Annotated in this window: 19 protein-coding genes and 1 pseudogene; 11 read left to right on the forward strand and 9 right to left on the reverse strand. The window is 73.8% G+C overall.

What is annotated here, in order from left to right; all coding sequences use genetic code 11:
• Positions 1 to 25 precede the first annotated feature (25 nt).
• The 4 genes from ACGF5C_RS18455 to ACGF5C_RS18470 all read right to left on the reverse strand — a co-directional run bounded on the left by ACGF5C_RS18455 (position 26) and on the right by ACGF5C_RS18470 (position 3,280).
• Positions 26 to 562: a phospholipase gene (locus ACGF5C_RS18455; protein ID WP_393303077.1), complete on the reverse strand. Its 537-nt coding sequence runs from the start codon at positions 560 to 562 to the stop codon at positions 26 to 28.
• Between the two features lie 176 nt (positions 563 to 738).
• Positions 739 to 2,397 (reverse strand): glycoside hydrolase family 10 protein, encoded by a 1,659-nt coding sequence (locus ACGF5C_RS18460; RefSeq protein WP_393303079.1) that lies wholly within the window; start codon positions 2,395 to 2,397, stop codon positions 739 to 741.
• Positions 2,398 to 2,727: 330 nt separating this feature from the next.
• Positions 2,728 to 3,096: a family 43 glycosylhydrolase gene (locus tag ACGF5C_RS18465; protein WP_393303081.1), complete on the reverse strand. Its 369-nt coding sequence runs from the start codon at positions 3,094 to 3,096 to the stop codon at positions 2,728 to 2,730.
• Between the two features lie 22 nt (positions 3,097 to 3,118).
• Complete coding sequence (locus ACGF5C_RS18470) at positions 3,119 to 3,280, reverse strand: hypothetical protein (RefSeq protein ID WP_393303150.1); 162 nt, start codon at positions 3,278 to 3,280, stop codon at positions 3,119 to 3,121.
• A gap of 136 nt (positions 3,281 to 3,416) precedes the next feature.
• Here ACGF5C_RS18470 and ACGF5C_RS18475 point away from each other — a divergent pair, with 136 nt between their 5' ends.
• A complete protein-coding gene (locus ACGF5C_RS18475) occupies positions 3,417 to 4,424 on the forward strand; it encodes a LacI family DNA-binding transcriptional regulator (protein ID WP_393303083.1) in 1,008 nt (335 codons plus the stop codon).
• Positions 4,425 to 4,447: 23 nt separating this feature from the next.
• On the opposite strand, the gene ACGF5C_RS18480 is transcribed toward ACGF5C_RS18475, so the two are convergent.
• The 3 genes and pseudogenes from ACGF5C_RS18480 to ACGF5C_RS18490 all read right to left on the reverse strand — a co-directional run bounded on the left by ACGF5C_RS18480 (position 4,448) and on the right by ACGF5C_RS18490 (position 7,248).
• On the reverse strand, positions 4,448 to 5,173 hold the full coding sequence (locus tag ACGF5C_RS18480; RefSeq protein ID WP_393303085.1) for a methyltransferase domain-containing protein: 726 nt from the start codon (positions 5,171 to 5,173) through the stop codon (positions 4,448 to 4,450).
• A gap of 153 nt (positions 5,174 to 5,326) precedes the next feature.
• Positions 5,327 to 5,572, reverse strand: a pseudogene (locus ACGF5C_RS18485) (hypothetical protein); the annotation flags it as partial.
• A gap of 38 nt (positions 5,573 to 5,610) precedes the next feature.
• Positions 5,611 to 7,248, reverse strand: coding sequence for an ABC-F family ATP-binding cassette domain-containing protein (locus ACGF5C_RS18490; RefSeq protein WP_393303086.1), 1,638 nt, complete (start codon positions 7,246 to 7,248; stop codon positions 5,611 to 5,613).
• A 268-nt stretch (positions 7,249 to 7,516) separates the two neighbouring features.
• On the opposite strand from ACGF5C_RS18490, the gene ACGF5C_RS18495 reads away from it, so the two are divergent.
• From ACGF5C_RS18495 to ACGF5C_RS18505, 3 genes are all read left to right on the forward strand, one after another.
• Positions 7,517 to 8,287, forward strand: a complete 771-nt coding sequence (locus tag ACGF5C_RS18495) for an ROK family protein (RefSeq protein ID WP_393303088.1) — start codon at positions 7,517 to 7,519, stop codon at positions 8,285 to 8,287.
• A 95-nt stretch (positions 8,288 to 8,382) separates the two neighbouring features.
• The gene (locus ACGF5C_RS18500; RefSeq protein WP_393264857.1) at positions 8,383 to 8,751 is read left to right on the forward strand and encodes a tetratricopeptide repeat protein; all 369 of its coding nucleotides are present in this window, start codon (positions 8,383 to 8,385) and stop codon (positions 8,749 to 8,751) included.
• Between the two features lie 153 nt (positions 8,752 to 8,904).
• On the forward strand, positions 8,905 to 9,159 hold the full coding sequence (locus tag ACGF5C_RS18505) for a Smr/MutS family protein (protein ID WP_013736060.1): 255 nt from the start codon (positions 8,905 to 8,907) through the stop codon (positions 9,157 to 9,159).
• A 19-nt stretch (positions 9,160 to 9,178) separates the two neighbouring features.
• On the opposite strand, the gene ACGF5C_RS18510 is transcribed toward ACGF5C_RS18505, so the two are convergent.
• Positions 9,179 to 11,554 (reverse strand): M28 family peptidase, encoded by a 2,376-nt coding sequence (locus tag ACGF5C_RS18510; protein ID WP_393303090.1) that lies wholly within the window; start codon positions 11,552 to 11,554, stop codon positions 9,179 to 9,181.
• Positions 11,555 to 11,852: 298 nt separating this feature from the next.
• Here ACGF5C_RS18510 and ACGF5C_RS18515 point away from each other — a divergent pair, with 298 nt between their 5' ends.
• The 7 genes from ACGF5C_RS18515 (at position 11,853) to ACGF5C_RS18545 (ending at position 20,621) form a co-directional block, all read left to right on the forward strand.
• A complete protein-coding gene (locus tag ACGF5C_RS18515; protein ID WP_393303092.1) occupies positions 11,853 to 13,031 on the forward strand; it encodes a PP2C family protein-serine/threonine phosphatase in 1,179 nt (392 codons plus the stop codon).
• Positions 13,028 to 14,782, forward strand: coding sequence for an ATP-binding protein (locus tag ACGF5C_RS18520; protein WP_393303094.1), 1,755 nt, complete (start codon positions 13,028 to 13,030; stop codon positions 14,780 to 14,782). The genes ACGF5C_RS18515 and ACGF5C_RS18520 overlap by 4 nt, the downstream gene beginning before the upstream one ends.
• A complete protein-coding gene (locus tag ACGF5C_RS18525) occupies positions 14,779 to 15,231 on the forward strand; it encodes a response regulator (RefSeq protein WP_091102297.1) in 453 nt (150 codons plus the stop codon). Before ACGF5C_RS18520 ends, ACGF5C_RS18525 begins: the two co-directional genes overlap by 4 nt.
• The gene (locus tag ACGF5C_RS18530; protein WP_393303096.1) at positions 15,224 to 16,036 is read left to right on the forward strand and encodes an inositol monophosphatase family protein; all 813 of its coding nucleotides are present in this window, start codon (positions 15,224 to 15,226) and stop codon (positions 16,034 to 16,036) included. The genes ACGF5C_RS18525 and ACGF5C_RS18530 overlap by 8 nt, the downstream gene beginning before the upstream one ends.
• A 191-nt stretch (positions 16,037 to 16,227) precedes the next feature.
• A complete protein-coding gene (locus tag ACGF5C_RS18535) occupies positions 16,228 to 17,298 on the forward strand; it encodes a coiled-coil domain-containing protein (RefSeq protein WP_393303148.1) in 1,071 nt (356 codons plus the stop codon).
• Between the two features lie 36 nt (positions 17,299 to 17,334).
• The gene (locus ACGF5C_RS18540) at positions 17,335 to 18,885 is read left to right on the forward strand and encodes a fused MFS/spermidine synthase (RefSeq protein ID WP_393303098.1); all 1,551 of its coding nucleotides are present in this window, start codon (positions 17,335 to 17,337) and stop codon (positions 18,883 to 18,885) included.
• Positions 18,886 to 18,956: 71 nt separating this feature from the next.
• Positions 18,957 to 20,621, forward strand: a complete 1,665-nt coding sequence (locus tag ACGF5C_RS18545; protein ID WP_393303100.1) for a serine/threonine-protein kinase — start codon at positions 18,957 to 18,959, stop codon at positions 20,619 to 20,621.
• Between the two features lie 10 nt (positions 20,622 to 20,631).
• Here ACGF5C_RS18545 and ACGF5C_RS18550 read toward each other — a convergent pair whose 3' ends face one another.
• On the reverse strand, positions 20,632 to 21,264 hold the full coding sequence (locus ACGF5C_RS18550; protein WP_393303101.1) for a potassium channel family protein: 633 nt from the start codon (positions 21,262 to 21,264) through the stop codon (positions 20,632 to 20,634).
• Between the last annotated feature and the right edge of the window lie 18 nt (positions 21,265 to 21,282).

Genomic DNA, 21,282 nt, shown 5'->3' on the forward strand with positions numbered 1-21,282 from the left:
CGGGGAGGCGGGACGGGATCCCGCCTCAGCGGAGGGCGGCGCGGCGCTCGGCGTCGGCCTTCATTCGGGCGGCGCGGTCGATGTCGGCCTGCTGCACGGCGGCGACGGAGCCGAAGGCGCTGACGGCCTGGTAGTACGTCCAGGCGAGGCTGTAGCAGGCCGGCCGGACGATGGTGTTGTACGTGGCGCAGACCCGCTTCAGGTCCTCGTAGAAGGCGCTGTCCAGGCGGGACTTGTTGGCCGAGAACTGGCCCATCGCCTTGTAGTTGCGGTAGCCGAAGTCGTGCCGGTAGCAGGAGAGGGTGAAGTTGAAGCCGAGCGGGTTGTCCGGGCTGGACGAGCAGTAGTCGGTCGACCAGTCGAAGGCGTACTCGGCCCAGGCGGCCTTGTTCAGCCGGGCGGAGTTCCAGGCGTTGTAGCTGGTGGCGCTGGTCTGGGTCCAGCTCGACAGGACCGACAGCTTCTGCGTGGGCGTGACGGCGGCGGCGGGGGAGGCGACGCCGAGCAGGACGAGCAGCGCGAGCGCGCCCGAGGCGAGCAGGGTGGTGAGGCGTCTGGGCACGGTTACCTCCGCGGGGGTCGGCGGGTGGGACGGGGTTACCGGCGGGTCACCGGATGTCGATTAGTTTCGATTAATGACCGTTCCCGGAGGTGTCGTGCCCATCGACGATTGGTGACAGATGCCGAAACAGACGAATGCCCCGGGCGCCAGGGGCGCCCGGGGCATTCGGTGGGACGTCAGTGGACGAACGCCGGCGGGCTGGCCGGGCTCTCGTTCGCCAGCCGGTCGACCGCGGTTACGTAGTACGTGTACCGCTTGCCCGCCTCGGCGGTGGTGTCCACCCAGGACTGCGTCCCGGTGTCGTCGGCGCGGACCGTGTCGACCAGGTGCGCCGCGTCGGCGAAGTCGCACCGGTCGGCCAGGCCGACCCCGTCGAAGCGGTAGATCGCGTACGACGTGGCGGTGCCGAGCGGGCCCTGGCCGTCGGCCGGCTGGAGCCAGTTCAGCCGGACCCCGTCGTCCTGCCGCGCGGCCTTCGTGACCACCGGCATGAGCAGCGGCTTCGACGGCAGGTGCGACATGGTCGGGATGAGTGCCGGCCGCGAGTAGTGCTCGGCGGCGTAGATGTCGGTCGCGCCGAGCCGGTTGGCCCGGACCTGCACGGCCGAGAAGTGGACGTTGCCCAGCACCTCGGGGTGCGCCCGGTTGAGCGTCAGGTGGTCGGACAGCTCGCGCGGGTTCATCCAGAACGAGCCGTAGACCGGGTCACCGCTCTTGTAGTCGGCCTGACCGATGTAGAGCTGCACCCGGGTGCCCTTGACCACGTCCGCCCACCACGGCACCAGCCGGGCGTAGTCGGCGGCCGGGTACTGGCCGATGTACCAGTAGAGCTGCGGCACGATGTAGTCGATCCACTCCTCCTTGACCCACTTGCGGGTGTCGGCGGAGATGATGTCGTACGACTGGCTGCCGGTCGTGTCCGAGCCCAGCGGGTCGGCCGACTGGTTGCGCCAGATGCCGAACGGGCTGACGCCGAACTTCACCCAGGACTTCTCGGCCTTGATCTTGGCGTTCATCTCCTGGATCAGCAGGTTGATGTTGTCCCGCCGCCAGTCGGCCTTGTTGGTGAAGCCCCGGTTGTGCGCCGCGAAGGTGGCGTCGTCGGGCACCTGGTGGGTGCCGCTCGGGTAGGGGTAGAAGTAGTCGTCGAAGTGCACGCCGTCGACGTCGTACCGCTTGACGGCGTCCATCATCGCGGTCTGGACGAACTCGCGGACCTCCGGGATGCCGGGGTTGTAGTAGAGCCGGCTGCCGGCCACCCCGGCCGGCGGGTAGGCGAAGGTCCACTCCGGGTGCTCCCGCGCCGGGTGGTTCGGCGCGAGCTTGCTGATGTCCGCGCCGGCGCCGCCCGGGGCCGGCATCGAGATGCGGTACGGGTTGAACCAGGCGTGGAACTCCAGGTTCCGCTTGTGCGCCTCCTCGACCACGAACTTCAGCGGGTCCCAGCCCGGGTTCTCGCCGCGGACCCCGGTCAGGTACTCCGACCAGGGCTCGTACGGCGACGGCCAGAACGCGTCGGCGGTGGGCCGGATCTGGACGACCACCGCGTTGTGGTTGAGCCGCTCGGCGAGGTCCAGCAGCTCGCGGTACTCGGCCTGCTGGGTGGCGATGCGGTCGGGCGAGGTCTGGGACGCCTTGGTCGGCCAGTCGATGTTGACGACCGAGGAGATCCACATGGCCCGGAACTGCCGCTTCGGCGTGGCCGGGTCGGTGACGCAGGTGGTGGTGGAGGCGGTGGTCGCCGCGTCGGGCGCCGCGCTCGCGGGGGTGGCGGCGACGAGCGCGCCGAGCAGTGCGGCGGCCAGCCCGGCGGCTCCGAGCCGAGTTGCCTTCATGCGGTGTGTCCCTTCGTTGGGGCTCCCGTGTCAGGGGTCGATCGCGGCGCTGTCGGCAAGATTCGCCGTCGGCAAACTGCCGCTTGGTAGGAAATTTTCACACCTCGTGGGTCCGGCGCAAGGGTCTGCGCGGGTTCGATCCGTCCGTCCGGTCCGGCTCCGCCGTGTGGCCGGGCTCACCGCGCGCACGGTGACGACCCGCGCACGCCAGGTTGCGGGGGGTGGGGTTCCGGGGAGCCCGGCCCGCTCCGGGCGGTCAGGCTTGATCCCTGCGCGGGCCGGGCTCCCCGGAACCCCTTGGTGGTCGCCCTCCGTCGCCGACCGCGCGGTTCAGGGCTTCGGTTGGGGTCCCGCCGTCGGTCCCTTGACGACGGGCTTGCCGTCTTCCCAGACGATCTCGTCGAGCCAGATCTGGCGGCCCGGGTCGACCGTGCCCTCCTGGCCGGGCGGCCAGGCGTGGTAGAGCAGCCAGGTGCGGTCGTCCACCACCACCATCGAGGCGTGCCCCGGCCCGGAGGCCACCCCGTTGGTCGCCAGGATCGGGTTCTCCGGGGCCTTGACGCAGGGGCCGGTCGGCGACTCGCAGACCGCGTAGCCCTCGCGTACTCGGCGCGGTCGTAGGCGTTGGCGGCGAAGAACAGAAACAGCTTTCCGTCGTGCCGGTGGAGGAACGGCCCCTCGACCAGGTTGCCCTCCCACGGCTCGGTCTGCTTCAGCAGCTTCACCGGCTCGCCGACCAGGCGCAGTCCGCCGCCGGGTGCCCCGGCTCGTAGATCCCGCCGTAGACGCAGCGGCCCATGTGCTCGACGAACGAGCCGAAGAGTCGCCGGTCGGCCGGCCCGATCGCGAAGGCCGGGTCGATCGTGAGCTGCGCGGTCCGCAAGGGGGTGCCACCTTTCCTCGTCGCGGTCCCGGGTGACCGCGGTCACCCGGTGTCCCTGGTTTCTACAACGTTGTAAGCAACGTTGTAAAGAGCCGGTCGCGAGGTAAAGTGCGCAGTCATGGCGGGAGGTGGCGCGGTGCGACACAGGCTCAAGGACGTGGCGGAGCGGGCCGGCGTGTCGGTCAAGACCGTCTCCAACGTGGTCAACGGCTACGTGCACGTCCGGCCCGACACCCGGGCCCGGGTCGAGGAGGCCATCGCCGAGCTGAACTACCGCCCCAACCTCTCCGCGCGCAACCTGCGCAAGGGGCGCACCGGGGTGATCGCGCTGGCCGTGCCCGAGCTGGACATCCCCTACTTCGCCGAGCTGGCCCGGCACGTCGTCACGGCCGCGGCCGAGCTGGGCTGGACGGTGCTCATCGACCAGACCGGCGGCGGCCGCGAGCAGGAGCGGGTGGTCGCCTCCGGCATCACCGAGCACCTGATCGACGGGCTGATCTTCAGCCCGCTGGCGCTCACCGCCGAGGACCTGACCGGGCTCGACGGCACCCCGATGGTGCTGCTCGGCGAGCGGGTCGACCACGGGCCCGCCGACCACGTCGGCATCGACAACGTGGGCGCCGCCCGGGAACTCACCGCCCACCTCGTCGGGCTCGGCCGCCGCCGGATCGCCGCCATCGGCTCGCAGCGCACCCTGGAGGGGGCGAGCGCCCGGCTCAGGCTCGCCGGCTACACCGCCGCGCTCGCCGACGCCGGCATCGACTACGACGAGGGGCTGGTGGCGCCCGCGTCGGCCTGGCACCGCGCGGACGGCGCCGCCGCGATGCGCGCGCTGCTGGCCTCCGGCGTACGCCCCGACGCCGTCTTCTGCTTCAACGACACCCTCGCCCTGGGCGCCCTGCGCGCCCTGCACGAGGCGGGACTGCGCGTCCCCGAGGACGTCGCGGTGGCCGGCTTCGACGACATCGAGGACGGCCGGTTCTCCGTGCCCACCCTGAGCACCATCGCCCCCGACAAGGAGCGCATCGCCCGGCTGGCCGTGGAGCTGCTCGCGGGCCGCATCGACGGCGACCGCGCCGCGCCGCCCCGGGAACTCTCCGCCCCCTGGCGCCTCACCCCCCGCGAAAGCACCCTCGGCCGCTGACCCCGACCGCCCGTCCGGCCGGGTCAGTCGAAGAAGCGGGCCAGGTGGGCGGGGGTGGGGCCGGCCGCGTCCGGGGTCAGCGGGGTGAGGTCGGCGAAGATCGAGGCCCCGTCGCAGCCGACGTGCAGCGGATACCAGCGCGGGGTGCCCGGCGGGCGCTGCAGGCAGATCCCCTTGACCGTCTGCACGTCGAGCAGCCGGACGTGGGTCGGGTCGGCGACGGCGTTCACGTGCCGCCACCACGGGCTCATCACGTGCAGCACACCGCCCGGCCGGAGCACCCGGTGGCACTCGTCGACCAGCGGCAGGAAGTCGACCAGGTGCTCCAGGATGTGCACCGCGAACAGCACGTCCACCGAGTCGTCGGCCAGCGGCAGCGAGGCGGAGAGATCGGCCACCGCGTTCACCCCCGGGGCGGGGTAGATGTCCAGCCCCAGGTTGCCCGGCCACTGCTTGGTGGCGCCGCAGCCCAGGTCGACCACGACCGGGTCGCGCCCGCCGACGCGTACCCGGCACCAGACGCCGAACACCCCGTCGAGCCGGCCCACCCGGTCCCGGACCAGGCGCAGGTCGGACTGCTCCGCGACCTCGCCGTCGAGGTGGGCCACCCCCCGGTCGAAGCGCACCTCCACCGCGAGGTCGCGCAGCCGGTCGTCGTGCCGGGCCTGGTCGGCCCACGCCTCGGCGAGGAATACGTCGATCGCCCGCAGCCGCTCGGCCGAGGGCGGGGTCTGTCCCAGCGCGACCATCCGGGTCCACCTCCCGGCGGGCCGATACCCGGATCTCCGCCCGATATGCCCCGCGACCCGTTGTGCCGCGAGCCGGGGCGGTCAGCCGGTGATCGTCCGGCGGGGGCGACCGCCGCCGCGCATCCGCTGCCGGGGCGGCGGGGCGGCCGGCTTGGGCCGCTTGAGGTGGTAGCGGTGCAGCTCGTTGTTGCCGGGCAGGGACGGGTCCTCGCTCATGGCCACCAGCTCCCAGCCCTGGTCACCGGCCCGGTTCAGGTGGGCCAGCGCGGTGTCGCCGTAGGGCGTCACGTCGACCATGGAGCCGTCCGGGCCGTACCAGACGAAGACGACCTCCCAGCCGATGTCGTTGGTGGCCGCCTGGCGGCGGCGGACCAGCAGCGCGTACTCCCACTTGAGCATGGGGTCATTGTCACCCGCCGCGAGCGGGTCGGCACGGATCAATCCTCGGCGATCCGTCCGGCGGCCACCCGCAGCCGCCGGTTGGTCTGCACCGCGTCGAGCATCCGCCGGTCGTGGGTGACCAGCAGCAGCGTGCCCGGGTAGTTGGCCAGCGCGGACTCCAACTGCTCGATGGCCGGCAGGTCCAGGTGGTTCGTCGGCTCGTCCAGCACCAGCAGGTTCACCCCGCGCCCCTGGAGCAGCGCCAGCGCCGCCCGGGTCCGCTCGCCCGGGGAGAGGGTCGCCGCCGGGCGCAGCACGTGCGCCGCGCGCAGGCCGAACTTGGCCAGCAGCGTCCGCGCGTCCGCCGGCGACAGGTCCGGCACGGCGGCGCGGAACGCGTCGATCAGCGGCGCGTCGCCGAGGAAGAGCCCCCTGGCCTGGTCCACCTCGCCGACCACCACGCCCGGGCCGAGCGCGGCGTGCCCCTCGTCGAGGGGGAGCCGGCCCAGCAGGGCGGCCAGCAGCGTGGACTTGCCGGAGCCGTTCGCCCCGGTCACCGCCACCCGGTCCGCCCAGTCGACCTGGAGGGTCACCGGGCCGAGGGTGAAGCCGCCCCGGCGTACGACGGCGTCGCGCAGCGAGGCCACGACGGCGCCGGCGCGGGGCGCGGCGGCGATCTCCATCCGCAGCTCCCACTCCTTGCGGGGCTCCTCGACCACCTCCAGCCGCTCGATCAGCCGCTCGGTCTGCTTGGCCTTGGCCGCCTGCTTCTCGGTCGCCTCGGAGCGGAACTTGCGGCCGATCTTGTCGTTGTCGGTGGCCTTGCGGCGGGCGTTCTTCACCCCCTTCTCCATCCAGGCCCGTTGCGTGCGGGCGCGCGCCTCCAGCCCGGCCCGGGTGTCGGCGTACTCCTCGTACTCCTCGCGGGCGTGCCGGCGGGCCACCTCGCGCTCCTCCAGGTAGGCCGCGTAGCCGCCGCCGTAGTGCCGGATCTGCTGCTGGTGCAGGTCCAGTTCCAGCACCCGGGTCACCGTGCGGGTGAGGAACTCGCGGTCGTGGCTGACCAGCACCGTGCCGGCCCGCAGCCCGGTGACGAACTCCTCCAGCCGCTCCAGGCCGGCCAGGTCCAGGTCGTTGGTCGGCTCGTCGAGCAGGAAGACGTCGTAGCGGCTGAGCAGCAGCGAGGCCAGCCCGGCGCGGGCGGCCTGACCGCCGGAGAGCCCGGTCATCGGGTGGTCCAGGTCGACCGTGAGGCCCAGCTCGGCGGCGACCTGTTCGGCGCGCTCCTCCAGGTCCGCCCCGCCCAGGCCGAGCCAGCGCTCCAGCGCCTCGGCGTAGTCGTCGTCCGCGCCGGGCGCGCCGTCGGTGAGCGCCGTGGTCGCCGCGTCCAGCGCGGCCTGCGCGGCGGTGACTCCGGTGCGCCGGGCGAGGAAGTCCCGGACGGTCTCGCCGGCGCGCCGCTCCGGCTCCTGCGGCAGGTGCCCGACGCTCGCCGTGGGCGGGCTGAGCGCGATGCTCCCGGCCTCCACCGGCAGCAACCCGGCGAGGGTACGCAGCAGCGTCGACTTGCCCGCCCCGTTCGGCCCGACCAGCCCCACCACGTCCCCCGGCGCGACCACGAGGTCCAGCCCGGCGAACAGCGCCCGGTCCCCGTGCCCCGCGGCAAGCCCCTTGACGATCATCGTCGCGCTCATCAACCGCGACCCTATCCCGCCCCCCACCCCTCCCCACCCGCTCGCCCTCCCCGTCCGCTCGCCCTCCCCGTCCGCTCGCCTTCCCCGTCCGCTCGCCCTCCCCACCCGCTCGCCCTCCCCACCCGCTCGCCCTCCCCGCCCCCACGGCCCCCACCGCCTCCGCGATCTTGCACTTCGCGCCCGGACGAGTGGGACGAGAGCCGCGAACGTGGGGCCGAAAGTGCAAGATCGCGAACCAGGCTCGGGAGGCGCACGGCACACTGCTCAGGTGGTGACCACTCTGGCGATCGACTGTGGCGGCGGCGGGATCAAGGGGTCCGTGCTGGACGAGGCGGGCACGATGCGCGCCCGGCCGCTGCGGGTGCCCACGCCGTACCCACTGCCGCCGGCCCTGTTCGTCAAGACGCTGCTCGACCTGGGCGGTCGGCTGCCCGCGGCGGACCGGCTGACCGTCGGCATGCCGGGGATGATCCGGCACGGCGTGGTGGTCGCCACCCCGCACTACGTGACCCGCTCCGGGCCCCGGTCGAAGGTCGACCCGGGCCTGGTCGCGGAGTGGTCCGGGTACGACGCGCGGACCGCGCTCGCCGAGGCGTTCGGCGTGCCGGCGCTGGTGCTCAACGACGCCGAGGTGCACGGCGCCGGGGTGGTCGCCGGGACCGGCTGCGAGCTGGTGCTGACCCTCGGCACCGGGCTGGGCAGCGCGCTCTTCGACGGCGGGGTGCTCGCCCCGCACCTGGAGCTGTCCCACGCCCCGGTGCGCTGGGGCACCACCTACGACACGTACGTGGGGGAGCCGGAGCGGCGCCGGCTCGGGGACGCGTTCTGGTCCCGCCGGATCCGGCAGGTCGTGGACGGGCTGCGCCCGGTGTTCCGCTGGGACCGGCTCTACCTGGGCGGCGGCAACTCGCGGCTGATCCGGCCCGAGCAGCTCGCTCGGATGGGCGACGACGTGGTGGTGGTGCCCAACACGGCGGGCATCGTCGGCGGCGTACGCGCCTGGGATCTGGTCGCCGGCCGGCACGGCGCCCCCACCTGATCCCGCCCGCGTTCCGCCCGGGGAACAGTCGCGGTACGCCGGATGTTGTGCCAGCGTCGGGAGAAGTGGCGGCGTGACACGAGGGGGTGGGTCGAATGGATCTTCTGGCCGAGTACCGGCGGGCGACCATGTTCTTCGAAGCCGGTGACCCGACCGGAGCGGCCCGGCTGCTCGAACCGATCGTGGCGGCCGAGCCCGACAACTCGTCGGTGCGGCAGCTGCTGGCCCGGGCGTACTTCCAGTCGGCCCAGCTCAACCGGGCCGAGGAACAGCTCCGCGAGTTGGTCGACCGCGACCCCAGCGACCACTACGCCCACCACGTGCTGGGCCGGACGCTGGAGCGGCTGAACCGGCCCGCCGACGCGCTGCGGCACCTGCGCATCGCGGCGGCGATGCACAGCGGCAACGACGACTACCGCACCGCCCTGGACCGGGTGCAGACCCGGGTCGCGGGCGGTCGCTGACGGCGGACGACCCGACGCCCGGGCACACGACCCACGGACGGGGCAGCTCGACAGGGCTGCCCCGTCCCGTCTCCGCCCCTGCGCGCCGTCGCGGGCCGACGCAGCCACCCCTACCATCGGTGTCATGGGACCTGACCTGCCGGTGGCTGCGCGATGAAGCTGAAGCTGGACCTGCACGACATCTTCAACAAGGGTCACGACATCGACCGGGCCCTGCGCGGGATCATGGACGAGGCGGTGGCGAAGAAGGCCACCCTGGTCGAGATCATCCCCGGCAAGGGGTCCGGCCAGCTCAAGAAGCGGGTGCTGCGCTTCCTCGACCAGAAGGACGTCAAGCAGCTCTACCACCGCGTCGAGAAGGACTCGAAGAACTTCGGTCGCCTCTTCGTACACTTCCGCTGGAAGTAGTGTCGGAACGGTCCTGCGGCTAGAGGGAGTAGGTCCGGGCGACCGCGAGCATCTCGGAGCTGTGCGAGCCGACCACCCCGACGTCCGGCGGGCGGGGCCGGAAGCCGGGCAGCGCGTCCAGACCGTCGCTGGCGTCCATCGCGCGCAGCGCCACCTGTCCCACCTTCGGCGTGACGGTCAGGGTCACCTCGACGCCCTCCGGTGGCGGGGCGTGGAAGACCACGCCGAAGCCCCAGCGGCCCTCCCGGGCCTCCGCCGGTACCGACCGGCCGGCCACCTCCGCGCGCAGCACCGTCGCGGTCGCCGAGTCGACGTGCAGGGTGGCCAGGCGGACCTGGCGCTGCGGGACGAGCCGCAGGCGCAGGGTGCGCTCGGTGCCGGCGGTGGTGTCCGAGAGCACCTCCAGCTTCGGCGCGGGCAGGTTCGCCGCCTGCGCTGGACCGGCGCGCAGCTCGGCGTCGGCCAGGCCGGGGAAGTCGGCGACCTCGACGACCCCGTCGACGTAGCCGTCGGTCCACGGCTGCGGGTCCTCCTCGTGGGAGAGCCAGCGGGCCTGCCCGGTGCCGGCGTCGAGGGCGTACATCAGGTGGGTGGGCGCGGGGTGCGCGGCGTCGAAGCGGTCGACGGCGAGCCCGAGCCCGGCGAACACCACCGCCGCCAGCGCGGCGGCTGCGGCCGGCAGCGCGCCGAGCCGGCGGGCGCGCAGGGCGACCATGCCCCGCTGGCCGCCGGCCTGCGGGTGCAGGAGGTCGACCACCGGCAGCGCGGCCAGGCCGAGCAGCACCGCGACCAGCGCCGCGACGCCGCCCATCGCCATGCCGAGCGCCGGGAACAGCAGCACGACGGTGGGCAGCAGGACCACCACGGCCACGGCGGCGGCCAGGGTCGCCGCGACCACCGGCCACGGGCCGTCGATCCGCGCGCTCACCGCGACCAGCCCGGCCACCGCGCCGGCCAGGGCCGGCAGGGTGACCAGGTACGCCCCGCCGGGCACCAGCACGGCGAGCAGCACCCCGAGCAGGGCCAGCCAGCCCAGCGCGCCGATCGCGAGCGCGGCCGGGCCGACTCGGCGGCGGGTTAGCGCGTACCAGGCGAACAGGACGGCGGCGGCGAGCGCCACCACGGCCAGCCGGTACCAGGTCGGCCGGTACGGGTCGAGCAGCTCGGCGTAGCCGGGGCGGACCGCGGTGACCGCCGCCCAGAGCAGTTGGGCGGCGAGCGGGGCGATCACGATCGGTGTCAGCGCCAGCCCGAACCCGGCGGCGAGCCGGCCCCCGGTGACGCGACCGCGACGCCGGGCCAGCCAGCCGAGGGCCACCACGGCGGCGAGCGCGAGCAGCGCCAGCGGCAGGGCCAGCCAGCCGGGGTAGCGGACCAGCCCGCCGGGCACCGGGAAGTAGGTGGCGTCGTGCCCGGACTTCAGCGCCGTCAGGTCGACCCGGCCGAACTCGCGGGCGAGGCCGAGGGCGTTGTCGCCGTGGTGCTGGAGGCTGGCCCGGTCCATGGCCGCCGGGGTGTCCAGCGGGGTGTGGTAGATCGCCCCGCCGTCGATGTACGCCGAGTTCAGCCCGACGAAGTCGGCGTCGAGGAACGCGGTGAAGTCGGTGTCGTTGGGCAGCGCCCGGTAGATCTCCACCGCGAACGAGGTGCCGACCGGGTGCGGCGCGCCCCGGCCGAAGGCGTCCACCAACGCCGCGTTGTTCTGCGAGGTCTCGAACATGATCACCGGGCCGGTGGAGCCGCGCGCCTCCAGGTTGAGCACCACCCCGCCGTCGGCCGCCAGGGGGTGGCCCGACGCGAACGCCGACGCCCCGCACAGGCACGCCTCCTCCGCGTCGGTGAGCACGAAGACGATGTCGTTGCGCGGCCGGGGGCCGGCGGCCAGCGCGCGGGCCACCTCCAGGATGGCCGAGGTGCCGGCGGCGTCGTCGTTGCCGCCGGGCCCGGACTGGACCGAGTCGTAGTGCGCGACGAGGAAGACCCGGCCGGTCGGATCCGTGCCGGGGAGCCGGGCCACCACGTTGCGGACCCGGGCCAGGGTGGCGCCGCCGGCCGCCCCGCTGAGCTGTCCGGCCTCGGGCGCGACGGTGTCCTGCACCTCCGTCTCCAGGCCGAGGCCGCGCAACACCCCCTCCACGTGGGCGCGGACCTGGTCGTTGGCCGGGCTGCCGGCCACGTGCGTCCGCGCCGCGACGACCTTGACGTGCTCGTACGCCCGGCCGGCGCTGAACTCGCCGGGCGGCGCGTCGGCCGGTCGCGGCGCCGGGGTGCGCAGATCGAGCAGCGTGCCGGCGCCGACGGCGACGAGCGCGACGAGCGCCGCCGCGGCGGCGGCCAACCGGCGGCGTGGCCGGGCGAACGCGCGGTCGGCGGCGCGGGTGGTGGGTGCGCCCACGGGGACTCCTCGGGGGTGGGGCCAGGGGTGGCACCAATCCTGCACCGGGGCGGCGCCCGCGGGACTCCCCCGGACGGGCGGGGCAGTGCCCGGGCCGCCCGGCGGCAGTGATCCGGCCCATGCCCACGCCTGCGGCGCCCGTCGTGTTGTGTGCGAACGTTGTCTAATACAGGATCAGCAGGGCACTCGGAAGGAGCCCGACATCACCAGCGATCTCCCGCGTCTCGCGGCGGTGACCCGGTCGCACCGGGGGGCCGGCTCGGCCGGTTCTCCTGTCGTGCCGTACCCGCACGGCGGCATGGGGAGGCACCCCAACCTGCCTCCGGGTGAGCGGCTGCGGGTGCTGCTGGTCGAGGACGACGAGGGCGACGCCTTCCTGGTCGGCGAGCTGCTCGCCGAGACCAACTCCATGATCGAGCTGCTGGTGGCGACGAGCCTCAGCGAGGCCCGGCGGCGGGTGGTGGGCGTCGACTGCGTCCTGCTCGACCTCGGCCTGCCCGACGCGCAGGGCCTCGACGGTCTGCGTCAGGTGCTGGAGATGGCCAGCGGCGCCGCGGTCTGCGTGCTGACCGGCCGCTCCGACGAGCACCTCGGCATCGTCGCGGTCGCCGAGGGCGCGCAGGACTACCTGGTCAAGGGCGAGGTCGACGGGGTGCTGCTGACCCGGGCGCTGCGCTACGCGGTGGAGCGCAAGCGGGCCGACGAGAACGCGCGGCGGCTGCGCGAGGTCGAACTGCGCCAGGCCGAGTCCGCCCGCCTCGAACGGGGCCTGCTGCCACAGCCGCTGATGACGACCGACGAGGTCGCGGTGCACACCTTCTACCGGCCCGGCCGGCACGCCGCCCTGATCGGCGGCGACTTCTTCGACGTGGTGCAGACGAGCCCCGACCGGCTGGAGCTGATCGTCGGCGATGTCTGCGGGCACGGCGTGGACGAGGCGGCGCTCGGCGTGGAGCTCCGGGTCGCCTGGCGGGCGCTGATCCTCGCCGGCGTGCCGGACGACGAGGTGCTGCCGGCGCTGGAGCAGGTGCTGATGAGCGAGCGCCGCCTCCAGGAGATCTTCGCGACCGTCGCCACCGCGCGGCTGGACCTCGACGCCAACCGGGCCACCGTCCGGCTGGCCGGGCACCCGCCGCCGCTGCTGCTCGCCGGCGGCAAGGTGGTGCCCGTTCCGGCCCCCGGCGGGCTGCTGCTCGGCGTACGACCCCGCCGGCCCGTGGCCTACGACCTGGAGTTCGACACCGATGACTGGTCCCTGTTGATGTACACCGACGGGCTGATCGAGGGGCGGGTCGGCGAGGGCGACGAACGCCTCGACGTGCCCGGCCTGGGCGGCCTGCTCGCCGACCCGGCGAGCCTCGGCGTGCCGCTGAGAGAGCTGCCGGCCTGGCTGGTCGGGAGCGCTGAGCAGCTCAACGGCGGGCCGCTCGCCGACGACGTCGCCATGCTGCTGGTCAGCCGGGGCGGTGGCCGGTGACCGGAGTCCGTGAGTGGACCCTGCGTCAGCGGGTCGTCACCCTGCTCGCCGTCGTCGCGGTGCTCCTGGTCGGCCTGGCCGGTGGCGCGGTCGTCGTGGCGGCGAAGAACCGGACGCACATCGACGCGATCCTGAACAAGACCGGCCCGCTGCGGGTGCAGGCGCAGGAGGTGCTGAACGCGCTGCTGGACCAGGAGACCGCCGTGCGCGGCTTCGCGGTCAGCGGCGACTCGGCAGACCTGGCCCCGTACGACGCCGGCCGGGCGCGGGAGCGTGACCTGGTCGCCGCGATGCAGCGGCTGCTCGGCGACTACCCGGGCATCCGGGCGGAGCTGCGGGTCGTCGAGGAGCGGGCCGAGGCCTGGCGTCAGTCGGTGGCGGTGCCGGTGATCACCACGACGGAGCAGAGCGGCACGGCCGCCGGGCAGGCGCTCGTCACCGACCAGGCCCGGGCGCAGTTCGACCAGGTCCGCGCCGCCCTGGACAACCTCCAGTTGAGGATCCTCGAGGCCCGGCAGCAGAGCGCCGAGGACGTCCGGCGGACGAGCGACCTGCTGGTCGTCCTGCTGATCGCCGCCCTGGCGGTGGTGGTCGTCGCCGGCAGCATGCTGCTGATCTCGCTGGACAAGATGGTGGTCCGCCCGCTGACCGGGCTGGCCGACCAGGTCCGGGAGGTCGCCGAGGGCGACTACCGGCACGGCATCACCGGCGTCGGCCCGCCCGAGTTCGTCCGGCTCGCCGGCGACGTCGACGCCATGCGGCGCAAGATCGCCAAGGAGCTGGACGAGGTACGGGAGGCCCGGGAGCGGATCGAGTGGGTCAACAGCCAGCTCCAGAAGCAGGCCGAGGAACTCACCCGCTCCAACCGCGACCTGGAGCAGTTCGCGTACGTCGCCTCGCACGACCTGCAGGAGCCGCTGCGCAAGGTGGCCAGCTTCTGCCAGCTCCTCCAGCGCCGGTACGCGGGGCAGTTGGACGAGCGGGCCGACCAGTACATCGCGTTCGCCGTCGACGGTGCGCAGCGGATGCAGCGCCTGATCAACGACCTGTTGGCGTTCTCCCGGATCGGTCGGCTCACCACCGGCTTCACCGAGGTCGACATGAACAAGGTCATGGGCGACGTGGCCGGCCAGACCGAGGCCGCCCGGCAGTACGCCGACGCCGAGCTGACCTGGGGCGAGCTGCCGGTCATCCGCGGCGAGGAGCCGCTGCTGACCAACCTGCTGGCCAACCTCGTCAGCAACTCGATCAAGTTCCGCCGTCCCGACGTGCCGCCGAAGGTGCACGTCTCGGCCCGGCTGGTCGGCGACGAGTGGGAGATCAGCTGCCAGGACAACGGCATCGGGATCGAGCCGGAGTTCGCCGACAAGATCTTCGTCATCTTCCAGCGGCTGCACGCCAAGGACGCGTACCCGGGGACCGGGATCGGCCTGGCGATCGTCAAGAAGATCGTGGAGTACCACGGCGGCCGGGTCTGGGTGGACACCGGCACCGAGGAGGGCACCGCGATCCGCTTCACCCTCCCCGCGCTGCCCGAGGACGTCGAGGCGGCGACCGCCGCCGCCGCTGCGGACGCCGACGCCGACGACGCCGGGGACGGCGACGGCACGAGCGGGGCCGAGGACGACGGCGGGACGACCGGCGTGCCGGAGCAGGCCGCTGGTTCCGGCGACGAGACGGACGCCACGGACGGCCCCGACCGGGCGCCGGGAGGCGGTAGAACGGGTGACATGAGGGAGACGGTGGGATGACCGCGCCGGCGGACGGCAAGAGCCCGATCGAGGTCCTGCTGGTCGAGGACGACCCGGGCGACGTGTTGATGACCCAGGAGGCGTTCGAGGAGCACAAGCTCCGCAACCGGCTGACCGTCGTCTCGGACGGCGCCGAGGCGCTGGCCTACCTGCGGCGCGAGGGTCAGTACGCGGACGCCGTGACCCCGGACCTGGTCCTGCTCGACCTGAATTTGCCCCGCCGGGACGGGCGGGAGGTGCTGGAGGAGATCAAGAAGGACGAGCAGCTCTGCCGGATCCCGGTCGTGGTGCTGACCACCTCCCAGGCCGACGAGGACATCCTGCGCAGCTACCAGCTGCACGCGAACGCGTACGTGACCAAGCCGGTGGACTTCGAGCGGTTCATCTCCGTGGTCCGGCAGATCGACGAGTTCTTCGTCAGCGTGGTCAAGCTGCCGCCGCGTGGCTGACACCCTCCTCGACGACGTCGGTGGGCTGCTGCACGAGACCGCCGACCAGGTCGTGCTGCCGCTGTTCCGCAAGCTGGACGACGACGACGTCACCGAGAAGGCGCCGGGCGAGCTGGTCACCGTCGCCGACCGTCGTGCCGAGGAGATGATCTCGGCGGTCCTGCGCCGGCTGCGCCCCGGCTCGGTGGTGGTCGGCGAGGAGGGCGTCGCCGACGACCCGGGCCTGCTGCGCCACCTGCGCGGGTCCGGCGACGTCTGGCTGGTCGACCCGATCGACGGCACGTCGAACTTCGCGGCCGGCCGGCGGCCGTTCGCGCTGATGGTGGCGCTGCTGACCGACGGCGAGCCGGCGGCCGCCTGGGTGCTCGACCCGCTCGCCGGCACGCTGGCCGTCGCGCGGGCGGGTGAGGGGACGTGGCTAAACGGCCGGCCGGCGCGGACCGCCGTGGACACGCCGCCCGTGGACGCGCTGCGCGGTGCCGCGATGTCGCGGTTCCTGCCGACGGCGTCGAGGGCGCGGGTCGAGGCGGGCGGCGGGCGGGTCGGCGAGCTGCTCCCCGGCCAGCACTGCGCCGGCCGGGAATACCTGGACGTGCTCACCGGCGACCAGCAGTTCGTGCTGTTCTGGCGCACCCTGCCGTGGGACCACGCCCCCGGCACCCTGCTGGTCCGGGCGGCCGGCGGCGTCGCCCGGCGCTTCGACGGCGCCGACTACCACCCCGCCGACGAGGGCCACGGCCTGCTGGTCGCGGCGAGCGAGCGGGTCTGGGCGGAGGTCCACGAGGCGCTGCTCGGCGCTGCGTGACGTCGATGCGACACTGCGTCGACGTTCGATGGCCGGGGTGGTCACGGGCCTGGTCACGAGCGGCCGGTCCGGTATCCTGACCGCCGGTCTCCGCCAGCAGGCCGCCGACCGGCGCCCGGCGGGGGCCGCCGCCGTGCAGCGCTGTCATCCGGGCCGGCGGCCGACGAAAGGATGCTTTCGTGCGCAGGACCATGCCCGTCGGGCGTCTCGGCCGTCGTCCGCTGATCGCCCTGTCGGCGCGGCGTGCCCGCCGCCCGCTGCCCGCCCCGTCGGCCGTGCGTCGTCCGCTGGTCGCCCTGCTCGTCGCGGTGGCGCTGCTCCTCGGCGGCGGTGCCGTGCCCGCGTACGCGGAGCCCAACGAGGGCGGCACCAAGAAGCTGCGGGACGCCCTGGAGGCCACCGCCAAGGCGCACATCGAGGCCAAGGCGAAGCTGGACAACTCCAAGCGCCGGCAGAAGACGCTGACGGGGCAGCTGACCACGCTGGAGGGCCGGCTGGTCGAGCTGACCGCGCAGGTCGGCGAGGTGGCCGCCCAGTCGTACCGGGTGGGCCGGCTCACCCCGACGGCGATGCTGCTCAACAGCGCCTCGCCCGAGGCGTTCCTGGAGCGGGCGGCGCACCTGGACCTGATGGCGCAGCGCGACGGCCGGCGGCTGCGTGACCTGACCGAGGCGCGCGAGCAGGCGCGGCAGGCCAAGATCGCCCTCGACACCGAGGTCCGGGAGCAGCAGAAGCAGCTCGCGGTGATGGCGAAGAAGAAGAAGGAGGCCGAGGCGGCGCTCGCGGCGGTCAGTTCGGGCAGCAGCGGCGGCTTCAGCGGCGGGAACTCCTCCTCGGCGAAGCCTGCGCCGCGCAACCCCGACGGCTCCTGGCCCTCGGAGTCCTGCTCGGTGAACGACCCCACCACCTCCGGCTGCATCACCCCGCGCACGCTCAACGCCCTCCAGCAGACCCAGAACGCCGGCTACAAGCGGCACGTCTCCTGCTACCGCAGCGGCGGCTCCGGCGAGCATCCCAAGGGCCGGGCCTGCGACTTCTCGGCCGCCACGAACGGGTTCGAGGACAAGACCGCCACCGGCGGGGACAAGGCGTACGGGGACAGCCTCGCCGCCTGGCACGTGCGCAACGCCAGCCGGCTCGGCGTGCTCTACGTGATCTGGTACCGGCAGATCTGGCACCCGGGCACCGGGTGGCGGGCGTACGGCGGCAGCGGCAGCCCCGCCGCCGACCACACGAACCACGTTCATCTATCGATGTACTGACCCGCGGCCCCTGGTTCACTGCGTACCATCGCGCGGGTGAGCTTCCCATCGTCCGACGTCACGGCCCCGGCCAATCCGGAGCGGCCGTCCGCCCGGGCCCTGCCCAACGGGCTCGCCGCGTTCCTGGTCTTCTTCTCCAGCGGCGCCGTCCTGGTGCTCGAGACCGTCGCGCTGCGCCTGGTCGGGCCGTACGTCGGGGTGACCCTCCAGGTGACCAGCTCGGTCATCGGCATCGCGCTGGCGGCCATCGCGTACGGGGCGTGGTCGGGCGGCTGGCTGGCCGACCGGCGCAACCCGCGCACCCTGCTGGCCCCGGCGCTGGTGCTGGCCGGCATCGCCACCGCGGTCACCCTGCCCGTGGTCCGGTACGCCGGCGAGGTGCTGCGCGGCGGGGCGGCCACGGCCATCCTGCTACTCGTCGCGCTCGCCGTCTTCGTGCCGGCGGCCCTGCTCGCCGCGGTCACCCCGCTGGTCGTCAAGCTCCAGCTCGCCGACCTGCGGCGCACGGGCCAGGTGGTCGGCCGGCTCTCCGGCATCGGCACGCTGGGCGGCATCACCGCCACCCTGGGCACCGGCTTCGTGCTGGTCGCCGCGCTGCCCAGCACGGTCATCCTGTTCGCCCTGGCGGCCTCGCTCGGGCTCACCGGGCTCGGTCTCGGGGTGTGGCTGCGCCGGCAGGACCGGGCGGAGCTGCCCGGCCCGGCGCGGGCCAAGGTGGCCCTGGCCGTGCTCGGCCTCGTCGGCGCCGGGCTCACCACGGTCGCCCCGAACCCGTGCGACATCGAGACGGCCTACCACTGCGCCAGCGTCGAGGCCGACCCCGGCCGGGAATCCGGCCGCACCCTGCTGCTCAACTCGGCCCAGCACTCGTACGTGGACCTCGCCGACCCCACCCACCTGGAGTACGCGTACACGCGGTGGATCGGGGCGGTGGCCGACGTGGTGGCTCCGAAGGGGCAGCGGCTGGACGCGCTGCACCTGGGCGGCGGCGGGTTCACCGTGCCGCGCTACCTGACCGCCACCCGCCCGGGCACGGACAACGTGGTGTTCGAGATCGACGGCGGGCTGGTCGAGCTGGGCGAGCGCGAGCTGGGCGTACGCCAGGGGCCGGACCTTCGGGCGGTGGTGGGTGACGCCCGGATGCTGGTCGCGGGGGAGGCGACCGACAGCCGGGACCTCGTGGTCGGCGACGCCTTCGGGCACCTGGTGGTGCCCTGGCACCTGGCCACCCGGGAGATGGCCGCCGAGATCCGTCGGGTGACCCGGCCCGGCGGCGTCTACGTGCAGAACGTCATCGACTACCCGCCGCTGCGCTTCATCCGCAGCGAGCTGGCCACCGTCGCCGCCGAGTTCCGGCACGTCGCGGTGATCGCCCCGGCGGCGGCGCTCGCCGGGCAGGAGGGCGCCAACTTCCTCATCGTCGCCTCCGACGCCCCGCTGCCGCTGGACGCGATCCGCGTCCGGCTGGTGGACCTGCGGGAGGGCGCCACCCTGCTCGCGGGCGCCGAGCTGACCGCCTTCGTCGGCGAGGCGCTGGTGCTGACCGACGACTACGCCCCGGTGGACCAACTCCTCGCGACCGCCTGATCGGGTGACATCGGTGACCGATTCCGACCGCCGAGGTGTAGCCGGGGCGGTCCCGGGCAACAACGACCCTCATGGGTGGACCGATCCGGGACGGCGCGCAACTGCTGGGTGAGCGGTACCGGCTGATCGAGCAGCTCGGCGCGGGCGGCATGTCCGTCGTGTGGCGGGGCTACGACGAGGTGCTCGGCCGCCAGGTGGCGGTCAAGGTGCTCGCGTCCCGCCTGGCCGCCGACCGCGCGTTCCGGCACCGCATCCGGATCGAGGCGCAGGCCGCCGCGCGGCTGTGCCACCCCAACATCACCAACGTCTACGACTACGGCGAGTCCGAGCAGGTCGGCCTGACCGTGCCGTACGTCGTCATGGAGCTGGTCGACGGCGAGTCGCTGACGGGCCGGCTGCGCCGGGGGAGCCTGCCCTGGCGGGAGGCGGTGACGATCGGCGCGGAGGTCACCTCGGCGCTGGCCACCGCGCACGCCCGGGGCGTGGTGCACCGGGACGTCACCCCGGGCAACATCATGCTGACCGCCACCGGCGTCAAGGTCGTCGACTTCGGCATCTCGGCGCTGGTGGGCGAGAAGGAGAAGGGGCCGGACGGGGCCCTGCTCGGCACGCCCGCGTACCTCGCCCCGGAGCGGCTCGACAACGGCCAGGTCTCCCCGGCCACGGACGTGTACGCGGTGGGCCTGCTGCTCTACCGGATGCTCACCGGCCGGCTGCCCTGGCAGGCGAGCACCACCACCCAGATGCTGCGTGCGCACATGTACAACGACCCGGAGCCGATGCCGCCGGTGCCGGGGCTCCCCGACGAGGTGCGCGACCTGGTGCGCCGGTGCCTGGCGAAGCGGCCCGAGGACCGGCCCGGCACCGCCGAGGTCGCCCGGACGCTCGCGGAGGCGGCCGGCATGATCGCGGCGGTGCCCGTCTCCCCGGCCGCCGGGCCCGTGGACCCGGCCGAGCTGGCCAGCGCCGGCACCACGATCCTGCCCTGGTCCGCCGCCACCGACGCGCTGCCGTTCTCGGGTACGCGCAACCGGCGGGTGGCGGCCCGGCGCCGGCGGGTCGAGGCGGGGGTGGCCGCCGCGGGCCTGGTGGCGGTGACCGCGGCGCTGTGGGGGGTGACCGCCCGCAGCCCGGCCAGCGGCGGCATCGACCAGCCGACGCAGGCGCGGATGGGCGCGGACCAGCCGGCGCCCTGCCGCGTGGCGTACACGCTGCGCAAGGACTCCGGCAAGGACTTCGCCGCCGAGCTGACCCTGACCAACACCGGCCAGCAGGAGCTGCGCGGCTGGCGGATGAGCTTCACCTTTCCCGGCCAGCAGACCGTGACGAAGTCGGTGCCCGTGCCCGTACGCCAGCAGGGCCGGACGGTGCTCGTGGAGCCGGCCCCGGAGCGGGCGTTGGCCCCCGGCGCGTCGGAGAAGTTCACGCTGAGCGGCCGTCACACCGGGGCCAACCCGCTGCCGGTGGAGTTCCGCCTCGGCGACGAGACCTGCGGGGTGCAGGTCTCCGGCGTGGCCGGCTCGGCGCCGAGCACCGCGCCCACCACCAAGGCCCCGACGACCAAGGCTCCGACGAGCAGGACCCCGAAGACGAAGGCCGGCACCTCCGCGGGCGGCCCGAAGGCCAAGTCAGACAACTCCGGCAAGGGAAAGGGGCCGGGTGGTGGAAAAAAGCAAGCCAGGAAAGGGACAGGGACACCGACGATGACGACGACTGAGCCCGCCGGGGTCAGCTGACTCTCCCCGGTCAGCTCAGCGCCGCGAAGTTCTGCACCTGCGCGATGTCCCCCTCGATGATCAGCATGCTGCCCGGGGAGATGACGGTGGCGTCGGTGGCGTACCGGAAGCGTTCGCCGGGCAGCTTCACGCCGACCACCCGCACCCCGTAGCGCTCGGTGGGCACCAGGTCGGCGAGCGGCCGGCCGACCATCGCCTCCGGAACGCACACCTTGGCGATGGCGAAGTCGTCGCCGAACTCGATGAAGTCGAGCATCTTGCTGACGATCAGGTGGGCCACCCGTTCGCCGGTCTCCGCCTCGGGGAAGATCACGTGGTGCGCGCCGACCGAGCCGAGGATCTTCGCATGCTTCTCCGAGGTGGCGCGGGCCCAGATCTGCGGCACGCCCAGCTCCGTCAGCGCCAGCACGCTCAGCACGCTCGCCTCCACCGAGGCGCCGATCGCGACCACCGCCCGGCCGAATTCCGTCACGCCGAGCTGCCGCAGCGCCCCCTCCTCGGTGGCGTCGGCCTGCACGACGCGGTCGAGGTTGGCCGACCATCGTTGCACCTGGTCCGGGTTGCGGTCGATGGCCAGCACGTCGTGGTCGAGCGCGGTCAGCGCGCCGGCCAGGTGGCAGCCGAACCGGCCCAGCCCGATCACCAGGACTCCGCCTTCGTC

The sequence above is a fragment of the Micromonospora sp. NPDC047620 genome (assembly GCF_043205005.1).
In the GTDB taxonomy this organism is placed as follows: domain Bacteria; phylum Actinomycetota; class Actinomycetes; order Mycobacteriales; family Micromonosporaceae; genus Micromonospora.

Bases quoted from the DNA above. Each gene is read 5' to 3' on its own strand.
- ACGF5C_RS18460 (WP_393303079.1), bottom strand. From the start codon at position 2,397: ATGAAGGCAACTCGGCTCGGAGCCGCCGGGCTGGCCGCCGCACTGCTC.
- ACGF5C_RS18480 (WP_393303085.1), bottom strand. From the start codon at position 5,173: ATGGTCGCGCTGGGACAGACCCCGCCCTCGGCCGAGCGGCTGCGGGCG.
- ACGF5C_RS18490 (WP_393303086.1), bottom strand. From the start codon at position 7,248: ATGAGCGCGACGATGATCGTCAAGGGGCTTGCCGCGGGGCACGGGGAC.
- ACGF5C_RS18500 (WP_393264857.1), top strand. From the start codon at position 8,383: ATGGATCTTCTGGCCGAGTACCGGCGGGCGACCATGTTCTTCGAAGCC.
- ACGF5C_RS18505 (WP_013736060.1), top strand. From the start codon at position 8,905: ATGAAGCTGAAGCTGGACCTGCACGACATCTTCAACAAGGGTCACGAC.
- ACGF5C_RS18515 (WP_393303092.1), top strand. From the start codon at position 11,853: ATGGGGAGGCACCCCAACCTGCCTCCGGGTGAGCGGCTGCGGGTGCTG.
- ACGF5C_RS18525 (WP_091102297.1), top strand. From the start codon at position 14,779: ATGACCGCGCCGGCGGACGGCAAGAGCCCGATCGAGGTCCTGCTGGTC.
- ACGF5C_RS18535 (WP_393303148.1), top strand. From the start codon at position 16,228: ATGCCCGTCGGGCGTCTCGGCCGTCGTCCGCTGATCGCCCTGTCGGCG.
- ACGF5C_RS18545 (WP_393303100.1), top strand. From the start codon at position 18,957: ATGGGTGGACCGATCCGGGACGGCGCGCAACTGCTGGGTGAGCGGTAC.